The sequence below is a fragment of the Variovorax sp. Soil_C_12 genome, assembly GCF_057657375.1.
The window spans coordinates 19570-34132 of sequence record NZ_JBDGIO010000030.1; the positions used below are offsets into that span (position 1 = coordinate 19570).

At 64.0% G+C, this 14563-nt stretch carries 13 protein-coding genes; 3 read left to right on the forward strand and 10 right to left on the reverse strand.

Going from position 1 to position 14563, the window contains the following annotated elements; genetic code table 11:
- Window positions 1-30: 30 nt before the first annotated feature.
- From AC3A6X_RS35955 to AC3A6X_RS35985, 7 genes are all read right to left on the reverse strand, one after another.
- Complete coding sequence (locus AC3A6X_RS35955; RefSeq protein ID WP_487846642.1) at window positions 31-1020, reverse strand: Bug family tripartite tricarboxylate transporter substrate binding protein; 990 nt, start codon at window positions 1018-1020, stop codon at window positions 31-33.
- Entirely contained in the window at window positions 1017-2744 is a 1728-nt protein-coding gene (locus AC3A6X_RS35960) for a long-chain-fatty-acid--CoA ligase (RefSeq protein ID WP_487846643.1), read from the reverse strand. The genes AC3A6X_RS35955 and AC3A6X_RS35960 overlap by 4 nt, the downstream gene beginning before the upstream one ends.
- A gap of 20 nt (window positions 2745-2764) precedes the next feature.
- Entirely contained in the window at window positions 2765-3592 is an 828-nt protein-coding gene (locus AC3A6X_RS35965) for an enoyl-CoA hydratase-related protein (protein ID WP_487846644.1), read from the reverse strand.
- Between the two features lie 25 nt (window positions 3593-3617).
- Window positions 3618-4625: a Bug family tripartite tricarboxylate transporter substrate binding protein gene (locus AC3A6X_RS35970; RefSeq protein WP_487846645.1), complete on the reverse strand. Its 1008-nt coding sequence runs from the start codon at window positions 4623-4625 to the stop codon at window positions 3618-3620.
- Between the two features lie 66 nt (window positions 4626-4691).
- Window positions 4692-5894, reverse strand: coding sequence for an alpha/beta hydrolase family protein (locus tag AC3A6X_RS35975; RefSeq protein WP_487846646.1), 1203 nt, complete (start codon window positions 5892-5894; stop codon window positions 4692-4694).
- A gap of 44 nt (window positions 5895-5938) precedes the next feature.
- Entirely contained in the window at window positions 5939-6703 is a 765-nt protein-coding gene (locus tag AC3A6X_RS35980; RefSeq protein WP_487846647.1) for an SDR family NAD(P)-dependent oxidoreductase, read from the reverse strand.
- Between the two features lie 35 nt (window positions 6704-6738).
- Window positions 6739-7584 carry a cyclase family protein gene (locus AC3A6X_RS35985; RefSeq protein ID WP_487846648.1) on the reverse strand — a complete coding sequence of 282 codons (846 nt, stop codon included), beginning with the start codon at window positions 7582-7584 and terminating at the stop codon, window positions 6739-6741.
- Window positions 7585-7932: 348 nt separating this feature from the next.
- Here AC3A6X_RS35985 and AC3A6X_RS35990 point away from each other — a divergent pair, with 348 nt between their 5' ends.
- Both AC3A6X_RS35990 and AC3A6X_RS35995 read left to right on the forward strand, forming a co-directional pair.
- On the forward strand, window positions 7933-8856 hold the full coding sequence (locus AC3A6X_RS35990) for a LysR family transcriptional regulator (protein WP_487846649.1): 924 nt from the start codon (window positions 7933-7935) through the stop codon (window positions 8854-8856).
- A gap of 205 nt (window positions 8857-9061) precedes the next feature.
- The gene (locus tag AC3A6X_RS35995; RefSeq protein WP_487846650.1) at window positions 9062-9409 is read left to right on the forward strand and encodes a KTSC domain-containing protein; all 348 of its coding nucleotides are present in this window, start codon (window positions 9062-9064) and stop codon (window positions 9407-9409) included.
- A 145-nt stretch (window positions 9410-9554) separates the two neighbouring features.
- On the opposite strand, the gene AC3A6X_RS36000 is transcribed toward AC3A6X_RS35995, so the two are convergent.
- The 3 genes from AC3A6X_RS36000 to AC3A6X_RS36010 all read right to left on the reverse strand — a co-directional run bounded on the left by AC3A6X_RS36000 (window position 9555) and on the right by AC3A6X_RS36010 (window position 13563).
- The gene (locus AC3A6X_RS36000) at window positions 9555-9737 is read right to left on the reverse strand and encodes a hypothetical protein (RefSeq protein WP_487846651.1); all 183 of its coding nucleotides are present in this window, start codon (window positions 9735-9737) and stop codon (window positions 9555-9557) included.
- Between the two features lie 1284 nt (window positions 9738-11021).
- Window positions 11022-11522: a DUF3303 domain-containing protein gene (locus AC3A6X_RS36005; RefSeq protein WP_487846652.1), complete on the reverse strand. Its 501-nt coding sequence runs from the start codon at window positions 11520-11522 to the stop codon at window positions 11022-11024.
- A 127-nt stretch (window positions 11523-11649) separates the two neighbouring features.
- Entirely contained in the window at window positions 11650-13563 is a 1914-nt protein-coding gene (locus AC3A6X_RS36010) for a winged helix-turn-helix domain-containing protein (RefSeq protein WP_487846653.1), read from the reverse strand.
- 128 nt (window positions 13564-13691) lie between these two features.
- Here AC3A6X_RS36010 and AC3A6X_RS36015 point away from each other — a divergent pair, with 128 nt between their 5' ends.
- Window positions 13692-14228: a hypothetical protein gene (locus AC3A6X_RS36015; RefSeq protein ID WP_487846654.1), complete on the forward strand. Its 537-nt coding sequence runs from the start codon at window positions 13692-13694 to the stop codon at window positions 14226-14228.
- Window positions 14229-14563: the final 335 nt, after the last annotated feature.

A 14563-nucleotide genomic window follows, 5' to 3' on the forward strand; every position in this document is an offset into this window, starting at 1 on the left:
TCTCCTTTTGTGTATCGGGTGCCGGGTGCCTTACTGGGCTTCGATACCCAACCTGCGCATCTCCTTGGCGCTGCGCAGCGCGGATTCCTTCGTAGCGGCGCCAAAGGCTCCAGGGGCCTGATAGGCGGCGCTGAAGCCCGCGTCCTCCAGTCGCTTGACCACCTCGGGCATGGCGAGCACCTTCTTCAAGTCGGCGCTGACCTTCTCGATCACGGCCGCGGGGGTGCCCAGGGGCGCGAACAGGCCCACCCAGTATTCGAGCTCGTAGCCCGGCACGCCGCCCTCGGCCACCGTGGGAAGGTCGGGTGCCACCGAAGCGCGCTCGCGACCCATGGTGGCGAGGATGCGAGCACGGCCGCTTTCGACGTGCGGGCGTGCGCTGGTCAGGGTGGTGATGCTCAGCTGCGCCTCGCCCTGTGCCACCGCGAGGTCGGACTGCGAGTTGCCCTTGTACGGCACGACCGTGAGCTCAGCGCCCGCCATGGAATTGAGCATGAGCGCGGCGAACTGCGCCGTCGCGCCCGGCGTGGCCACATAGGTCGGATGCGATTTCGCATGGGCCAGCATGTCGTGCACGTTGGTGTACGGCAATCGGGCGTTGGCCAGGAGCACGCCGGGCGCTATCGCCAGCTTTGCGATCGGGGCGAAGCCGTTGAGCGGATCGTAAGGCAAAGTCTTGTAAAGGCCGTAATTCATCACGTGGGTGCCGCTGTTGCCCACGGTGAGCGTATAGCCGTCGGGCGGCGCCTTCTGGCCGAGTTCCGCACCTACCACGCCGTTGACCGCGCCGCGGTTGTCGATGATCACGGGCTGCTTCCACAATTCCTGGAGCTGCTGCGCGACCACCCGCGCCACTAGGTCGGACGAGCCAGCAGCCGCGCTGGACACGATCAACTTCACCGCCCGGGTGGGATAGCTGGTCTGCGCGTGGCTGGCGCCTGCGACCAGGCAGGCGCCGAGGGCGAGGCCGGCCAGCAGCGCATGATGTCGCCAGGGGGCGCAGGGTCCGTGCTTCGTCATGTCGTTGTCTCTCTGGGTTGAATCTGGAGCGCGTCGGCTTCCTGCAGCGTGCGCCACATCACCTTGCCGCTTGCGCTCTTCGGCAGCGCATCGACGAAAGCCACATGCCGCGGTACCTTGTAGGCCGCCATGTGCTCGCGGCACCAGGCGATGATCTGCTCGGCCTTTGTGTCCGCATGCGTCGGCCTCAGCACCAGAATCGCTTTGACCGATTCGCCGCGGTAGGCGTCCTTCGTCGCTACGACGCATGCCTCCTGCACGCCCGGGTGTTTGAACAGCGTCAGTTCGACCTCGGCGGGCCAGACCTTGAAGCCGCTGGCGTTGATCATCCGCTTGAGCCGATCGGTCATGAAAAAGTAGCCCTCTTCGTCCACGCGGGCGATGTCTCCGGTGCGAAAGAACCGCCGGCCGTCGATCTCGGTGAAGGCGGCCTGCGTGGCCGCGGGCTGCTTCCAGTAGCCGCGAAAGAGCTGAGGTCCATCAATCGCGATCTCGCCGACTTCGCCTGGGGGCATCAGTTCCAACGTGTCGGGGTCGATGATGCGCACATCGGTGCCGATGAAGGGCACGCCCAGGCATTGGCGCTTGGGGCGCTCTGGTGGGTTGGCATGCGACGGCGCGGCCGTCTCGGTCAGTCCGTAGGCCTCGATGTAGGTCAGGCCGAAGGCTTCGGCCAGTCGCTGCGCCACGGAGTGCGGCATGGCGGCGCCGCCGCCTCCGATGCAGGTCAGGCTCGACAGGTCGTAGGCGGCGATAGAAGGGCTCGCCAGCAGATCGACCACCATTGTCGGGATGTTGACCCAGTCCGTGACCTTCCAGGCGTCGATCAGGTGGGCCGCCACATCGCGGTCCCAACGCGGCATCAAGACCATGGTGGCGCCGCTTGCGATCGACGCGTGCAGCACCGCCACGATGCCGGTAATGTGGAACATCGGCGCCACGGCCAGCGCCACCGACTCTGCGCCGGCATCGAACCACGAGTTCCAGGCCAGCGCGTTGTGCATCAGGGCCGCATGGACGTGCATGCAACCTTTCGGCATACCGGTGGTGCCGCTGGTGTAGGGCAGCAGCGCGAGGTCCTCACTGCCGGCAGGGGGCGCTGCAGGTGGCGGGGCTTCGCGCAGCAGGTCTTCCCAGGCGTGCACGGTTCCGCCCTCGAGCGCAGGCAGCGAGTACAGCGTAGTCATCCATTCGCGCCAGGCGGGCGCCAAGGCAGGTCCCACGACGCCCGAGACGTCGAGCGCATCGCCGAACTGCGTCACCACCAGATGCTTGAGTCGTTGCGCGGTCGGCAGCGCATTGCTCGCCTGCGCAACTTCCGAGGCGAGGTCGCCAGCGGTGAGCGCGACCGCGGCATCGGCATCGGTGATGTAGTGGCGCAGTTCCTCAGCGCGGTTCATCGGGTTGACCGGCACGACCACCGCGCCAAGCCGCAAGATCGCGTAGTGCGCTACCACAAGCTGTGGCGTGTTCTGCATGCACAGCAGCACGCGGTCGCCGTGGCGCACACCCAAGGACTGCAGGGCGCCGGCCATCGCGTCGACCTGGTCGGCAAGGGCGCGGTAGCTCGTCACTCGGTCGAACCAGACAAGTGCCGGCTTGTCAGGGTAGCGCTCGGCCGAGGCGCGCAGGTTGTGCCATAGCGAGGAGCGCGCCGGCGCGAGTTCGGTAGGGCAACGTCGGGGCCAGTACGCGAGGTGCGGGGCGAGGCGCGGAGATTTCATTGTGGGGACGGGCAGCGGGCTCATCGCCCCTGAAAAACCGGCTGACGCTTCTCGACGAAGGCGCGCGCGGCTTCGCGGTGGTCCTCCGTCTGGCCACAGTGGATGTGGTGGGTGGCCTCGAGGTCCATGCAATCGAGCAGGTCGCCGTTCGTGGCGCGGTTCAGGTTTTCCTTCATGTAGCGGTAGGCAACAGTAGGGCCGACCGCGAGTTGGTGCGCGATGCGATGCGTCTCCGCAACGAGCATATCCGGCGTGCAGACCCAATTCACCAGCCCAAAGGCGAGGGCCTCGCGCGCATCGATGCGCGGGCTTAAGAAGAACATCTCGCGCGCCTTTGCTGCACCGACCAGCCGTGTGAGGAAGAAGGTACCGCCGTAGTCGCCCGAGAATCCCACGCGTGCGAAGGCAGTGGTGAGCACTGCCGCGTCGGACATCAGACGCAGGTCGCAGGCCAGCGCCAGTGCGAGGCCCGCGCCGGCCGCCGCGCCGGGCAGCGCCGCGATCGTGGGCTTAGGCATGCTGTAGAGCCTCCCCGCGGTCTCGCGCTGGTTGATGCGCTGCCGGTGGATCGCCTGGTCGATGGTCTGGGCGCCTACCGTGCCGTCGCCTGTGGAGGCCATGTCCTTGACATCGCCGCCCGCACAAAAGCCCGCGCCCGCCCCGGTGAGCACGATGCAGCGCACGCGCGCGTCGAATTCGGCGGCGGCGAGTTGCTGGGCCAGCGCCGCATTCATCGCCTGTGTCATCGCATTCCGCGCGGCGGGGCGATTGAGGGTGAGCCTCAGAACGCCTTGGTCCAGACTCGCGAGCAGGTCCGCGCAGCCCGTGTTGATCGTTAGTTCGGTCATGTCGTCAGTGTTCGTCGTGAGAAGGTCAGCGAGGTCCAGCGAGGTCCTGCGGCTGTAGCTTCAGATCTTCGAGAATGAATCGAGAGACGGTCTGGATCTCGGTGTCGAGGTCGGTCTTGAACTTCGCCGCTGGCACGTTGGCGGCCACCAGATCCTGCTCGCGCATCCATTGCTGCAGGTCGGCTTCCTGCATAGCCCGCGTGGCGGCGTTGAAGATCTGTGAAACAAGGGCCGGGTCCATCTTCGCGGGGCCGAACAGGCTGGCCCAGGCGTTGCGGCTGGTGAAATAGCTGTCGAAGCCCGATTCGGCAAAAGTGGGCACATTGGGCAGCGAGGGCGCGCGCCGCGTGCCCACCACCGCGATCGCCCGCGCCTTGCCGGTCGCCTCGCCCATCGATGCTTGGCCAGGTGTCACGATGGCCAGAGCGATCTGCCCGCCCAGAACATCCTGCAGCGCCTGCGAGGTGCCGCGGTAGGCTACAGGTAGCAGCTTGATGTCCGCCTTCCGGCTGAAGGCCTCGAGCACCAGGTGCGGCATGGTGCCTGGCCCGAAGGTGCCGTAGGCCACCGGGTCCTTGGCCGCTTTCGCCAATTCGACGAACTGCTGCAGATTGCGGGCGTTGTACTGTGATCCCAGCATCAACACTACGGGGCTATCGAGCAGCTTGCCGATCGGCGTAAAGTCTTCCTTTGGGTTGTAAGGAACCTTGATGGTGAGCGGCGAGGATACGAGTGCATCGGCGCTGGTCAATAGAAGAGTCTGGCCGTCGGGCAGGTTGCGCTTGACCTCTATGGCGGCCAGTGTGGTGCCGGCACCGAGCTTGGGGTCGACGATGACGGTGCAGCCCAGTTTTGCCCCAAGCTTCTCCGCGAGCTTGCGCGCAAAGCCGTCATACGAGCTGCCGGGCGGGAAGGGCGTGACGATGCGCACTGTCGAACCCGGACCTAGCGGCTTCTGCGCGAGCACCAGCTGTGGCGCGAAGAGGCCGAGAGCCACAATGGAAAGCGCCTTGCGGCGGGGAATGGGCAACATGTCTTTGTCTCCTGTCGTTCATCTATGTTCTCTGCTGTCGTGGGACACGCGAGGCGCGGGTTCGCGTCACGGATTCCACCACGCCGGTTCTCCGCTTCCCTCTGTGTATTGGCCGGTCTTCGAGATCACGACTTGGCGCTGATAGCTGCCCTGGAACTTGCCCTCCAGCGCATTGCCCAACCAGTCGAGCGAAGCGTCCATCCATTCAGCACTCGCGGGGCCGATAGGGTGGAACTCGCGCTCGTAGAGCCACAGTTCCTTTGGCCCCCCCAAGCGTTCGTAGATGGCCAGCGTGGATTCGACAGTGGTGAGTTCGTCGCTTTCGCCCATCACCATGAGGTAGGGCGTCTTCACCTTAGGCGCGATCTTGTTCAAGGTCATTTCGTCGCTGAACTTGCGCACCGCTTCATAATCGGCGATGCCGGTCATATAGGCAAGATTGACCAGGAAATTCGGCTGAGCCGAGTCGACCATGCGGTCTCCTACGTGGGCCATGTTGCCAGTGACTGCCTTCAGTCGGGGATCTGCAGAGGCGGCGCGCAGTCCCCACCAAGAGCCCATGCTCGAACCAATGAGCACGATGCGCTCTGGGTCCACCTCCGGCTGCTGCACAAGCCAGTCGATCACCGTGGAGATGGCGCGCTCATAGTTGTCCATGCTCATCTTCAGGCCCTTGGTGAGTGATTCGCCCTGACCAGGGCCGTCGAGCGAGAAGCCCACCCACCCGCGCGGCACGATGCGATGGCGCATGACCGCGTGCCAGTCCTCCTTGAACAGGTCCATGCCCGGCAGGCAGATAACGCAGGGCTGCTTCTTTGTGTGGTTGCCGTGCTCGAACACGCCGTGGAGTTGGCTGCCCTCGAAAGGTAGCACTACGCGGCGCACAGGGTGCAGCGACAGTTCCTCGACCTGGTTGAAGGTGCTGATCAGCTTGTGCATGTAGCGGACGCGTCGCGGGTCGTCGCCGAAGAAGGAGTAGTGCGTACGGCCATAGAGCACGGCGGCGCGCTCGTAGAGACCAAGCGCTGCCGTCTTGGCGCTACGGGATTTCCAGTAGCTGGCGCGGCCCTCCACTTCTTGCGCCACCGAAGCCCAAGCCTGCGGCACCTGCGAGGTCGACTTGATGCGCGAGAAGACTGTCTTGAAGTCTGTGGAGTTGTAGCCGAACTCCTCGAAGATAGGGGCGGCCTCCGGATGCAGGATGTCCATTCCGCCCTGGGCGATGAAGGCATCGAGGATCCAGCGTTGTCCCTTGCGTAGTGGGTCCATGTCTCTTCTTCCTTTCGTTTTCTGAATGCGTAGTGGAGCGCGGCTTAATACATCACCAACCCGGCTGTGACGTTGATGTCCTGCCCCGTCATGTGAACGGAGTGATCCGAGGACAAGAAGACGGCGAGCCGCGCGACGTCCTGGGCTTCCACCAGCGTACGCAGCGGCGATTGCCCTTCAAAGGCCGCCTTCACCTGTTCGACGCCGATGCCGCGCTGTCGCGCCTGACTCGCGAATACTTCGTTGATCCGCTCGCCCGCCACGGCGCCTGGGCAAATGCAGTTGACACGAATGCGGTGTGCACCCAGCTCGTCGGCCGCCGTGCGTGTGAGGCCGATGATTCCCATCTTGGCGGCCGCATAGCCGATGCGGAACGCGAGCGGCCGCTTGCCCGTGGCCGAACCGATGTTGACCACCGCGCCGCCCGCGTCGTTCTTCTTCATCGCCGGCACCACCGCGCGCAGGCACAGGAAGCTGCTGGTGAGGTTGCCGGCCAGAGTCTCGTTCCACTCCTCGACCGAGGTGTCTTCGATCGCCTTGGTGGGCCCGGCGATGCCGACGTTGTTCACCAGCGCATCGACGCGTCCCCAGCGCTCCAGCGTGCGCCGCACCAGGGCCTCGACGTCCCCGGGCTTCGTGGCGTCGGCACCCACGGCCATGACATCGAGCCCTTCGGCCCGGAGCTCCGCCTCCAGCGGCTGCAGCAGTGCTTCGCGCCGGGCGCAATAGGCCACGCGCGCGCCACTGCGGGCGAAGGTGCGTACAAGCGCCTGCCCGATGCCGCGGCTGGCGCCAGTGACGATGGCCACTCGGCCCTGCAAGCTCAAGTCCATGGCGGAGCGCGTCACTTGATGGCCTGCGGGTTCACTGGCGAGCCCACGGCACCGGTGATCGGCAACGTGGGCGCGATGAACATGAATTCATAGACGCCGTCCTCCGCACAATCCTTGGCCAACTCTTCCAGATAGAAAATCTCGCCCATGGTGATGCCCATCATCGGGATGACCATGAGGTGCCAAGGCTGGAAGGTCACTTCCGATTCGTTCGGGATGACCTCACAGCCCCAGGTGTCGGTGGCGATCGCCGCCACTTCCTTCGCATGCAGCCATTCGGCCGTCTCGAAGCGCATGCCAGGGGCGGCGCCGCCCGCATAGCTGCCCCAGTCGGCTTCGGCCAGGCATTTGCCTTGGAAGCCGGTGCGACAGATGAGGAAATCGCCGCGCCGGATTTCCACACCCTGCGCATCGGCGCAGCCCTCCAGGTCAGCGTTGGAGATGCCGTAACCGGGCTCCAGATAGTCGGCACCCTTGTAGCGCGCGATGTCCAGCAACACGCCGCGGCCGACCATGCTACTGCGGGTCTGCTCGATGCCGTTCTTGGCTGCGCCCATCGAGTCCACCAAGGTGGCGTCATAGCCATTCCACATCTTGTTGTCGTAGAACACGTGTGCCAACCCGTCCCACTGCGTGCCGCACTGCAGCGGCATGCTCACCATGTCGTCGGCATAGCCCGCGCCTGCGATGAAGCCTTGTTGCCGGCCGTTCGCCGAATCGGAGCCCGTGGCAAGCATGGTGTGGATCGGGTTGAAGCGCGTGCCCCAGCCGCCCGAGTTTTGCGGTCCGTTCTGGTCGAAAGGCAGGGCGAGCGAGAAGCGGCGGCCGCGGCGCACTAGCGCGGCGGCGTTGCGCACGTCGTCTTCGCTCACGAAATTGAGGGTGCCCAGTTCGTCGTCCGGACCCCAGCGCTGCCAATTGGACACGCGCTTGGCAGTTGCGTCGAGCACCTGGGAATCGACATAGGGTGCGAGCGGTGCCCGCGGGTGCATGGTCAGTGGGCCGCCTCCCTCTTGCTTCTTCAATCTCTGACGTGCTGACATTCTTCTGCCCCTTTCTGGTCGGTGCGAGGGCACCGTTTGTCTCTGTTCTCCCGCGTCAATGCGGGCGGCTTGAGGTGCAATGTACGGAGATCCAGTCATACAATCAAAGACCATTTGTTGATAGCGTTATGCTGTGGCTGGATAGCCCGGGAAGGACTCAACGTGGACATCCGTCAGCTCAGGACCTTCATTCAGGTAGCGGAAATGCGCAGCATCAATCGCGCGGCAGCCGCGCTGCACATCGCCCAGCCCGCGCTCAGCCGGCAGATCAAATTGCTTGAGGAGGAGTTGGGAGATAGGCTCTTTGCACGCAACGAGCGCGGTGTATCGCTTACTCCGTTCGGTGAGGAGATGCTGCAGCGCTCGGTCGACGTGGTGCGAGACTTCGACGCGCTGCGCTCTGACCTTTCACGTCGCTCGGGTGCTCTCACCGGTCACGTGCGCTTCGGCGTACCGAAGACCCTGATGGAGCACTTCGTTGCGCCCGCACTGGCCGACTTCCACAAGGTGCATCCCGGCGTCTCTATGCTTGTCATGGACGGCACGACGCTCGAACTGCGCGAGTTGGTGCGCGCCGGAGGGTTGGATCTCGCCATCGTTTCCGACCTCGATCGGTCAGCTAGCGCGCGCCTGCAGCCTTTGTTGCGCGAGCCCCTGGTGTTGGTGGCACCGCCGGGCAGTGGACTGCGTATGGACAAGCCTGTCAGCGCACGAGTTGTGGCGCGCCACTCGCTGGTCACCACATTCCGGCCCAACATCATCCGGCTCACACTCGACGACGCGATGCTCCGGGCGGGTCAGGCAGCCGAGGTGAGCTTCGAAACCAGTTCGCACACGGCCATCCGCATTCTGGCGGCCAAAGGCGACATGTACGGTGTCATGCCCTACTCCGGCGTGTCGCTGGATGTCGACGCGGGCCGGCTCACCGCGGCGCCGATCGTCGGCGCGGTGATGTCGTGGAACTTTGCCTCCACCCCACTGCGGGAACTGCCGCGCGCCGCCGTAGCCCTGCGACAGTACTTGAGCGACGCCGCGTTGGTATGGGTGCGCAGTCAGCCTTGCCTGCACCCGTTCGAGCAGGCCTGATTCGGGCAGCCGGCAGAGCGAACATTGGAATGGGCGTCGACGTGAGTTCGCCAACCATCTGCGACTGGCAGCAACCGCTTCTATGAGGGCTGGAATGTCAAGGCCCTTCACGGCGGCCGATTGTCAAAACTGAGCGATCGAAGGTCAGGAACCGATGGCAGGCACTTCGGTGAGTTCGAACCGAGCAACTACTTTGGAGGTCACGTTGAGATTCATCATCCTTTCGGCGCTTGTCTTGGCATGCCAAGTCGCCAAGGCGGAAACTGTCCAAGTCAAGTATCACGGCGCAGTTTCCCTTGACGCCTTCACGTGTGCAGACGTTAAAGAGAGCAGCGACGTTTCGCGCGTGTGCTACGACAACAAAGAGCGGTACATGGTCATTCGGCTCAAGACGACCTACTACCACTACTGCGAAATCGATGCCGCGACAGTGCAGGGCCTCCAAAAGGCCAGCTCGAAGCGGCAGTTCTTCGAAAACCGAATTCGCGGAAGCGGTTCGGACGGACCATTCGACTGCCGGACCCACCCTATCCCGACGAAGTATCTACAGTGAATCGCCGGCGTCGGCCATCGGCCAAATGCGGACATTCGCTTCGCAGTTCAGATTTGACAACTCGGGGTCAGTGTCGCCTCATGGACTTCATGGAGATTCGTCGGTTCAGGCTTGGTCCAGCTTTGGCAACTCTGCACCCACGATTTCAAATTTCACCATGTTTACAAAAAGCGCTCGAATGTTCCCAGCGCGGTACCAGAATAATCTTCACCTTTTGAAATTCGGGGATCACACTGCCGTCGACCAGCACCAACACTGAAGGGATCTCCATGAGAGTCTTATCTTTGGGACGGCCCATGCGGGCGACTGCTTCTGCCTTCGCTTTCATATTTAGCCTAGTAGGCTCCGCCTATGCCGACTTCACTTTCGATCTTCCAAAAGGAAACGCATGCCCTAGCTTTGACCTGAGGGTTCAGAGCATAGGTGAAGGTACGGCCAAGGACTTTCACGACAAAGACGGCAATTTGGTGAAGTCGATAACTGCCGGCCGAGGCGCACAATTGACGTTGACCAATCTGGCTACCTCGGTCAGTCTCAACTTGAAGTCGAACGGGTCAGTGAGTAAGGTAACGCGCAACGCCGACGGTACTTCTACCTGGGTCATTACAGGGCATAACGTGCTCATTCTCTTTCCAACGGACCTGCCGCCCGGCCCGACGACCACGCTTTATGTGGGCCGGGTGGTATTTACGGTTGACAACTCGACTCAGGTCTTCACATTGCTAGGGACGAGCGGGAAGTCAGTTGACATTTGCGCCATCTTGGCATAGAGATATGAGATCGCCGTGCTTCAGCGCCATCAGATCGATGACGGCTGGCGTCAGCGGCGCCGACTGGGCGTGCGTGCCAGCGACATCGCGTGGCGCGCCAGCGGCGACACGGCGACGCCGGCAGCGAAGGTGACAATGGCAAAGCCGAGGGTGGTCGCGGTGTAGCGCAAAGAGTTTCCTTTCTGAACGTCGACCCGAGACACATCCGCGCACTCAGGCGCGATGGATGCGGAAAATGTGCGCTTGCAGCGCCGGCACCGCAAGCGCTCCGGCGCCAAGCTGGCCATGCTGCCTGCCCTGTAGCTTTGTCGTCGGTGCGTCGCATCTACGCGATCGACAGCCCCAACCGCCCACGGACCCTCTACGTCCCCGCAACCCCGTCATCGGAACCCCGCCGCCATCGACCATCCGCCGTCCCACCTGCTGATCGCGGACGCTCGACGGCGAAGTGATCCAGTCGCGGGGCGGGTCCGCCGCCGGAGATCCAGCCGTCGCATCAACCTGGCGGCGAACCCTTCCGCCGGCGCACAACCCCCGACCGCGAGCAAACCCCGCCCGCGGCCCAATCCGCCTCGAGGTCCCCGCGCGCGCAGATTCCCGACCTCGACCAGGTCGACCACGGAACGCCAGGGCGCGGAGACGTCCGCGGGGAAAATCAGGCTCCGCCGGCGGGCCCATTTCGCTCTCGCAGGCGTCCCGGCCGCGGGTTCGGTCCGATCACGGAAAAGAGGCGAGGGCGGAGGGTCCCGGGCGCGGAGAGGTCCGCTGTCGGAAATGGGTGGGCCGGGGATCTGTGTTGTGTGCGGGCCAAGCGAAGACGTGACCCGCATTGAAGGAGTCGGCTACTTGGACTTCTGCAGCCCGGCCAGCAAGGCGCCCAGCTGCTCGTCGTTCAGGGCTGGATGTACTTCCATTTCCATCAGGTCGGACCACTCGAGAACCCACCGTGCCATCGCGGAAGCGTCATCTGTCTCGCTGATGCTGATGCCCGTGCCGTTCGCGACATCGTGCCAGCGCCCGAGCATCTTGATGCCTTTGGGAGGCTGACCACCCGTTTTCGCGAAGCGCTCGATGACGGCATTGCGATTGCCAGGGGAAATGCGCCAGTGGCCGATGAAAAGCATGATGTTCTTCCCTTTGTCGGCACCATGGAAGTGCGATGCGGGCGAGTGCCGCGCGAGCAACGCCGGGGCATTGAAGGACGCCCCGGGACATTGATAGTCGATCGCACCCAAATCTGCAAACGAGCCGCCCGACAGCGACCAGGCTTCGCGGCCGCGGGCTTTGTCCGATCGCGGAAAGAGGCGAGGGAGGAGGGATCCGGGCGCGGAGGGATCCGCCATCGGAAATGGGTGGGATGGCTGGTGGCCGGCGATCGGCCATGCCGGCCTGATCCGGGATTCGGCGGCGGGAAGCGGTCGGTTTCCCTTGCAAGGCGCCGCGCCAGGCCGAAGCCATAGAAAGGCGGCGTCAAATCGGCGTGAGGCCGCGTCCGTAGCGATCCAGTTTGAGCGCCTTCATGAGTGCAACAAAGCGCGGCTCCGATCGCAGGCTATTCCAGTGAGGGTCGTCTTTTAGGAAAGCCATCCGTACCTCTCTCACCGCGAAGCCTCGCTCCAGGGCGGTGAGTGCCGGCGCCACTTCGCCGAGCGCGGCGTGCAAGGATGCGATCGATGATGGCGCGACGTATCGCATGCTGGACTCCGCCAGCAGCTGGTCGAGCATGCGTCGGGCCTCGTGGGTGTCTCCTAGCTGCGCCAGATGCACGCCTAGTACGGATTGGGGGCGGGTGCAATCGGACAGGCTGACGGCGCGCCGCATGCAAGCAATGCCCTGTTCCGGACGACGTTCGGACATGTGAAGCATGCCCATGCCCAGATGCGTGACCCAGAGGTTCGGCGAAATGTCGAAAGCGCGGTCTAGCCGCATCAGCGCCTCGTCGCGTTGCCCGTTGCCAAGCAACAAGCCGGCTTCGATTGCGTTGTATACCGGCGACATAGGGTCGAGCGACCGCGCGGTCCTCAGGTGGGTGAACCCCTCCCTCAGCCGGTCCTGACTTAAGAGCAGCAGCCCCAGGCCCCAGTGCGCGGTGGCAGTGTTTGGGTTGATCCCCAGAGCGCGCCTAAAAGTCTGCTCGGCGCCGAGCCAGTCGAACTCGAACCAGGAGAGGCTGAAGCCAAGGCCCGCATGCGCCTCGGCAAGATTCGGAACTAGCGCGAGCGCATGGCGCAAGGCAGCATTGGCTGGCTCGTAGACCTCGGATGACGGCACATCGGCGTTCCACATCTTGCGACGGTGCACTTGGCCAAGCTCCACCCAGGCCATCGCATAGTTCGGGTCGATGCTGATAGCGCGGTTGAGCAAAGAAATGCCCTTGTCGACCTCTTCGGCACGGCCGCCCTGTGCTCGCCATCGCGCGGCCAGATAGAGCTCGTATGCTGCGCTGTTGCGCGTGCCTCCGACGTCCGAAAGCCGGGCGGACGTATTGCCGAGCCCCGCTTGCAGCGCAGGTAGCAGCGCCTGCATGACGCGGTTGGAGATCTGGTCCTGCACTTCGAACACGCTGGTGAAGTTCTCGTCGAAGGCGCCGCTCCAGACCGCGACGCCATCGGCCGCGTGCAGTAGCCGGGCCGTGGCGCGCAAGACATTGCCGCGCCGCTGCAGCGAGCCATCGACGATCCAGCTCACCTCGAGCTCCCTTGCTGCTGCCACCGGGTCTTGCTTCGTCCCGGCGTAGGGGAGCACGGTGCCGATAGAGCGCACGACCAATCCCGGCGCGGTGGAGAGCCTGGCGATTAGGCTATCGGCCATTCCGACTTCGAGTTGCTCGTCGCGGCTCTCGGCGGCGAGTGGCTTGAACGGCATGACCGCAAGCGTGAATGGTGATGGCTGAGTAGGTGGGCGGAATCGCCATGCCAGCGAACCCAGCCCGCCCAGAGTGACCGCAGACCCGGCTGCCAGCACCAGGAGCAGCTGGCGGCGGCGTCCGAGATATGGATCTGGCAGTGTAGGCGCCGACGGAGCGGCGACGCTCGGTTCGATGGCAATTCCGGCCGCTTTTGGCGACGTGACGGCCGCCACGAAACGGAATCCGTACCTGGGCACGGTCTGGATGAAACGGCTGCCTTGCGTGTCATCACCCAGCGCCCGCCGCAAGCCGGCGATCACCTGGCTCAGATTGTTGTCATCGACGACCAGGCCAGGCCAAAGCGTCCGAATCAAGGCTTCCTTCTCGAGCAACTCGTCCGGGTGCTCGACGAAAAGGAGAAGTGCGTTGAAGAGGCGCGGCGTGAGCTCGACCGGCGAGCCATCGCTGCGCAGTAAACGTCGCTGCGATGGCTGTAGCACAAAGCCGCCGAATTCGTAGCTCTTCTCCTCGGGCATGGCGCAGATTCACCCCTTATTCAAGAATCTTTCAGGGCCGGCTTCGTGACGGGCTAAGGAGCAACGGCGATGGTAGCGCCCTGGTCGGCATGTTGCCAGCCGGGAACCCTTCACATCGGGAGTCAGACATGCGCGAATCAAGAGCCCTTAACACGTTCGCCCTGGTGAGCGTCTCGGTAGCCGCCACCATGTTGTTCATCCAGGCTTGTGGCGGCGGAGGCAGTGGTGGCAGCGGCGGGTTCGCCTTTGCCGCGGCCGGTGATGCGCCAGCCAGTTCAGTGGACCCTATCGTCGGCGTATGGGATTCGACGGCCACCGGCAAGGACTGCGCCACAGGCGCAGTGCTCTCCAGCTTCAAGGGGTATGGCGTCTTCAATGCCGGAGGCACGGCCTCCTTCGACAACTCGCGCCCGCCGACGTCGCAAGGCTCCGCGTTCGGCACGTGGAAGCGGGAGGGCGCCGACACCTACATCGTGACGCTGGTTTTCATGCGCTTCAACCCCGACGGCACGCTCGCCGGAACGCAAAAAGCGAAGGTCGCCCGCACGCTCTCTGCGGATAGCAACAGCTACACGAGCACAATCGCCGGGGAGATCATCGATACCGCGGGGAAGGTGATCTCGAACTACTGTGCAACGGATACGGGATCGCGCGTCGGTTGGTGAGCGATGCCGGTGGCCGCGACGGAACGCTGGTCGTAGCGTGGACATTCTTGACTTTCGATCGCAAGCTCAAGCCGTTGCAATCCATCCTAGTCGCCGCCGTCAAATGCGGGTCTGCAAGCTGTGCTTGGATCCGTGCAGACGTATCACACCATCGGTGTTCGGCTACCGGGGCGGGGGAGAGCGCCGCCTAGATGCTCGCCACTCCGCGTGGTAGGCCTTCGCTCGGCGCGCCCGCTCGGCCCGCTTCTTGATCTCTTGGTAAGGCATGTACCCGTTGTCTGTGACGTTTGAGTCCCAAGGCGACCACTCGAAATCGCCCCGCTGAACTGCTCCGA

Bases quoted from the DNA above. Each gene is read 5' to 3' on its own strand.
- AC3A6X_RS35955 (WP_487846642.1), bottom strand. From the start codon at position 1,020: ATGACGAAGCACGGACCCTGCGCCCCCTGGCGACATCATGCGCTGCTG.
- AC3A6X_RS35960 (WP_487846643.1), bottom strand. From the start codon at position 2,744: ATGAAATCTCCGCGCCTCGCCCCGCACCTCGCGTACTGGCCCCGACGT.
- AC3A6X_RS35965 (WP_487846644.1), bottom strand. From the start codon at position 3,592: ATGACCGAACTAACGATCAACACGGGCTGCGCGGACCTGCTCGCGAGT.
- AC3A6X_RS35970 (WP_487846645.1), bottom strand. From the start codon at position 4,625: ATGTTGCCCATTCCCCGCCGCAAGGCGCTTTCCATTGTGGCTCTCGGC.
- AC3A6X_RS35975 (WP_487846646.1), bottom strand. From the start codon at position 5,894: ATGGACCCACTACGCAAGGGACAACGCTGGATCCTCGATGCCTTCATC.
- AC3A6X_RS36000 (WP_487846651.1), bottom strand. From the start codon at position 9,737: ATGAAAGCGAAGGCAGAAGCAGTCGCCCGCATGGGCCGTCCCAAAGAT.
- AC3A6X_RS36005 (WP_487846652.1), bottom strand. From the start codon at position 11,522: ATGGCGGATCCCTCCGCGCCCGGATCCCTCCTCCCTCGCCTCTTTCCG.
- AC3A6X_RS36010 (WP_487846653.1), bottom strand. From the start codon at position 13,563: ATGCCCGAGGAGAAGAGCTACGAATTCGGCGGCTTTGTGCTACAGCCA.
- AC3A6X_RS36015 (WP_487846654.1), top strand. From the start codon at position 13,692: ATGCGCGAATCAAGAGCCCTTAACACGTTCGCCCTGGTGAGCGTCTCG.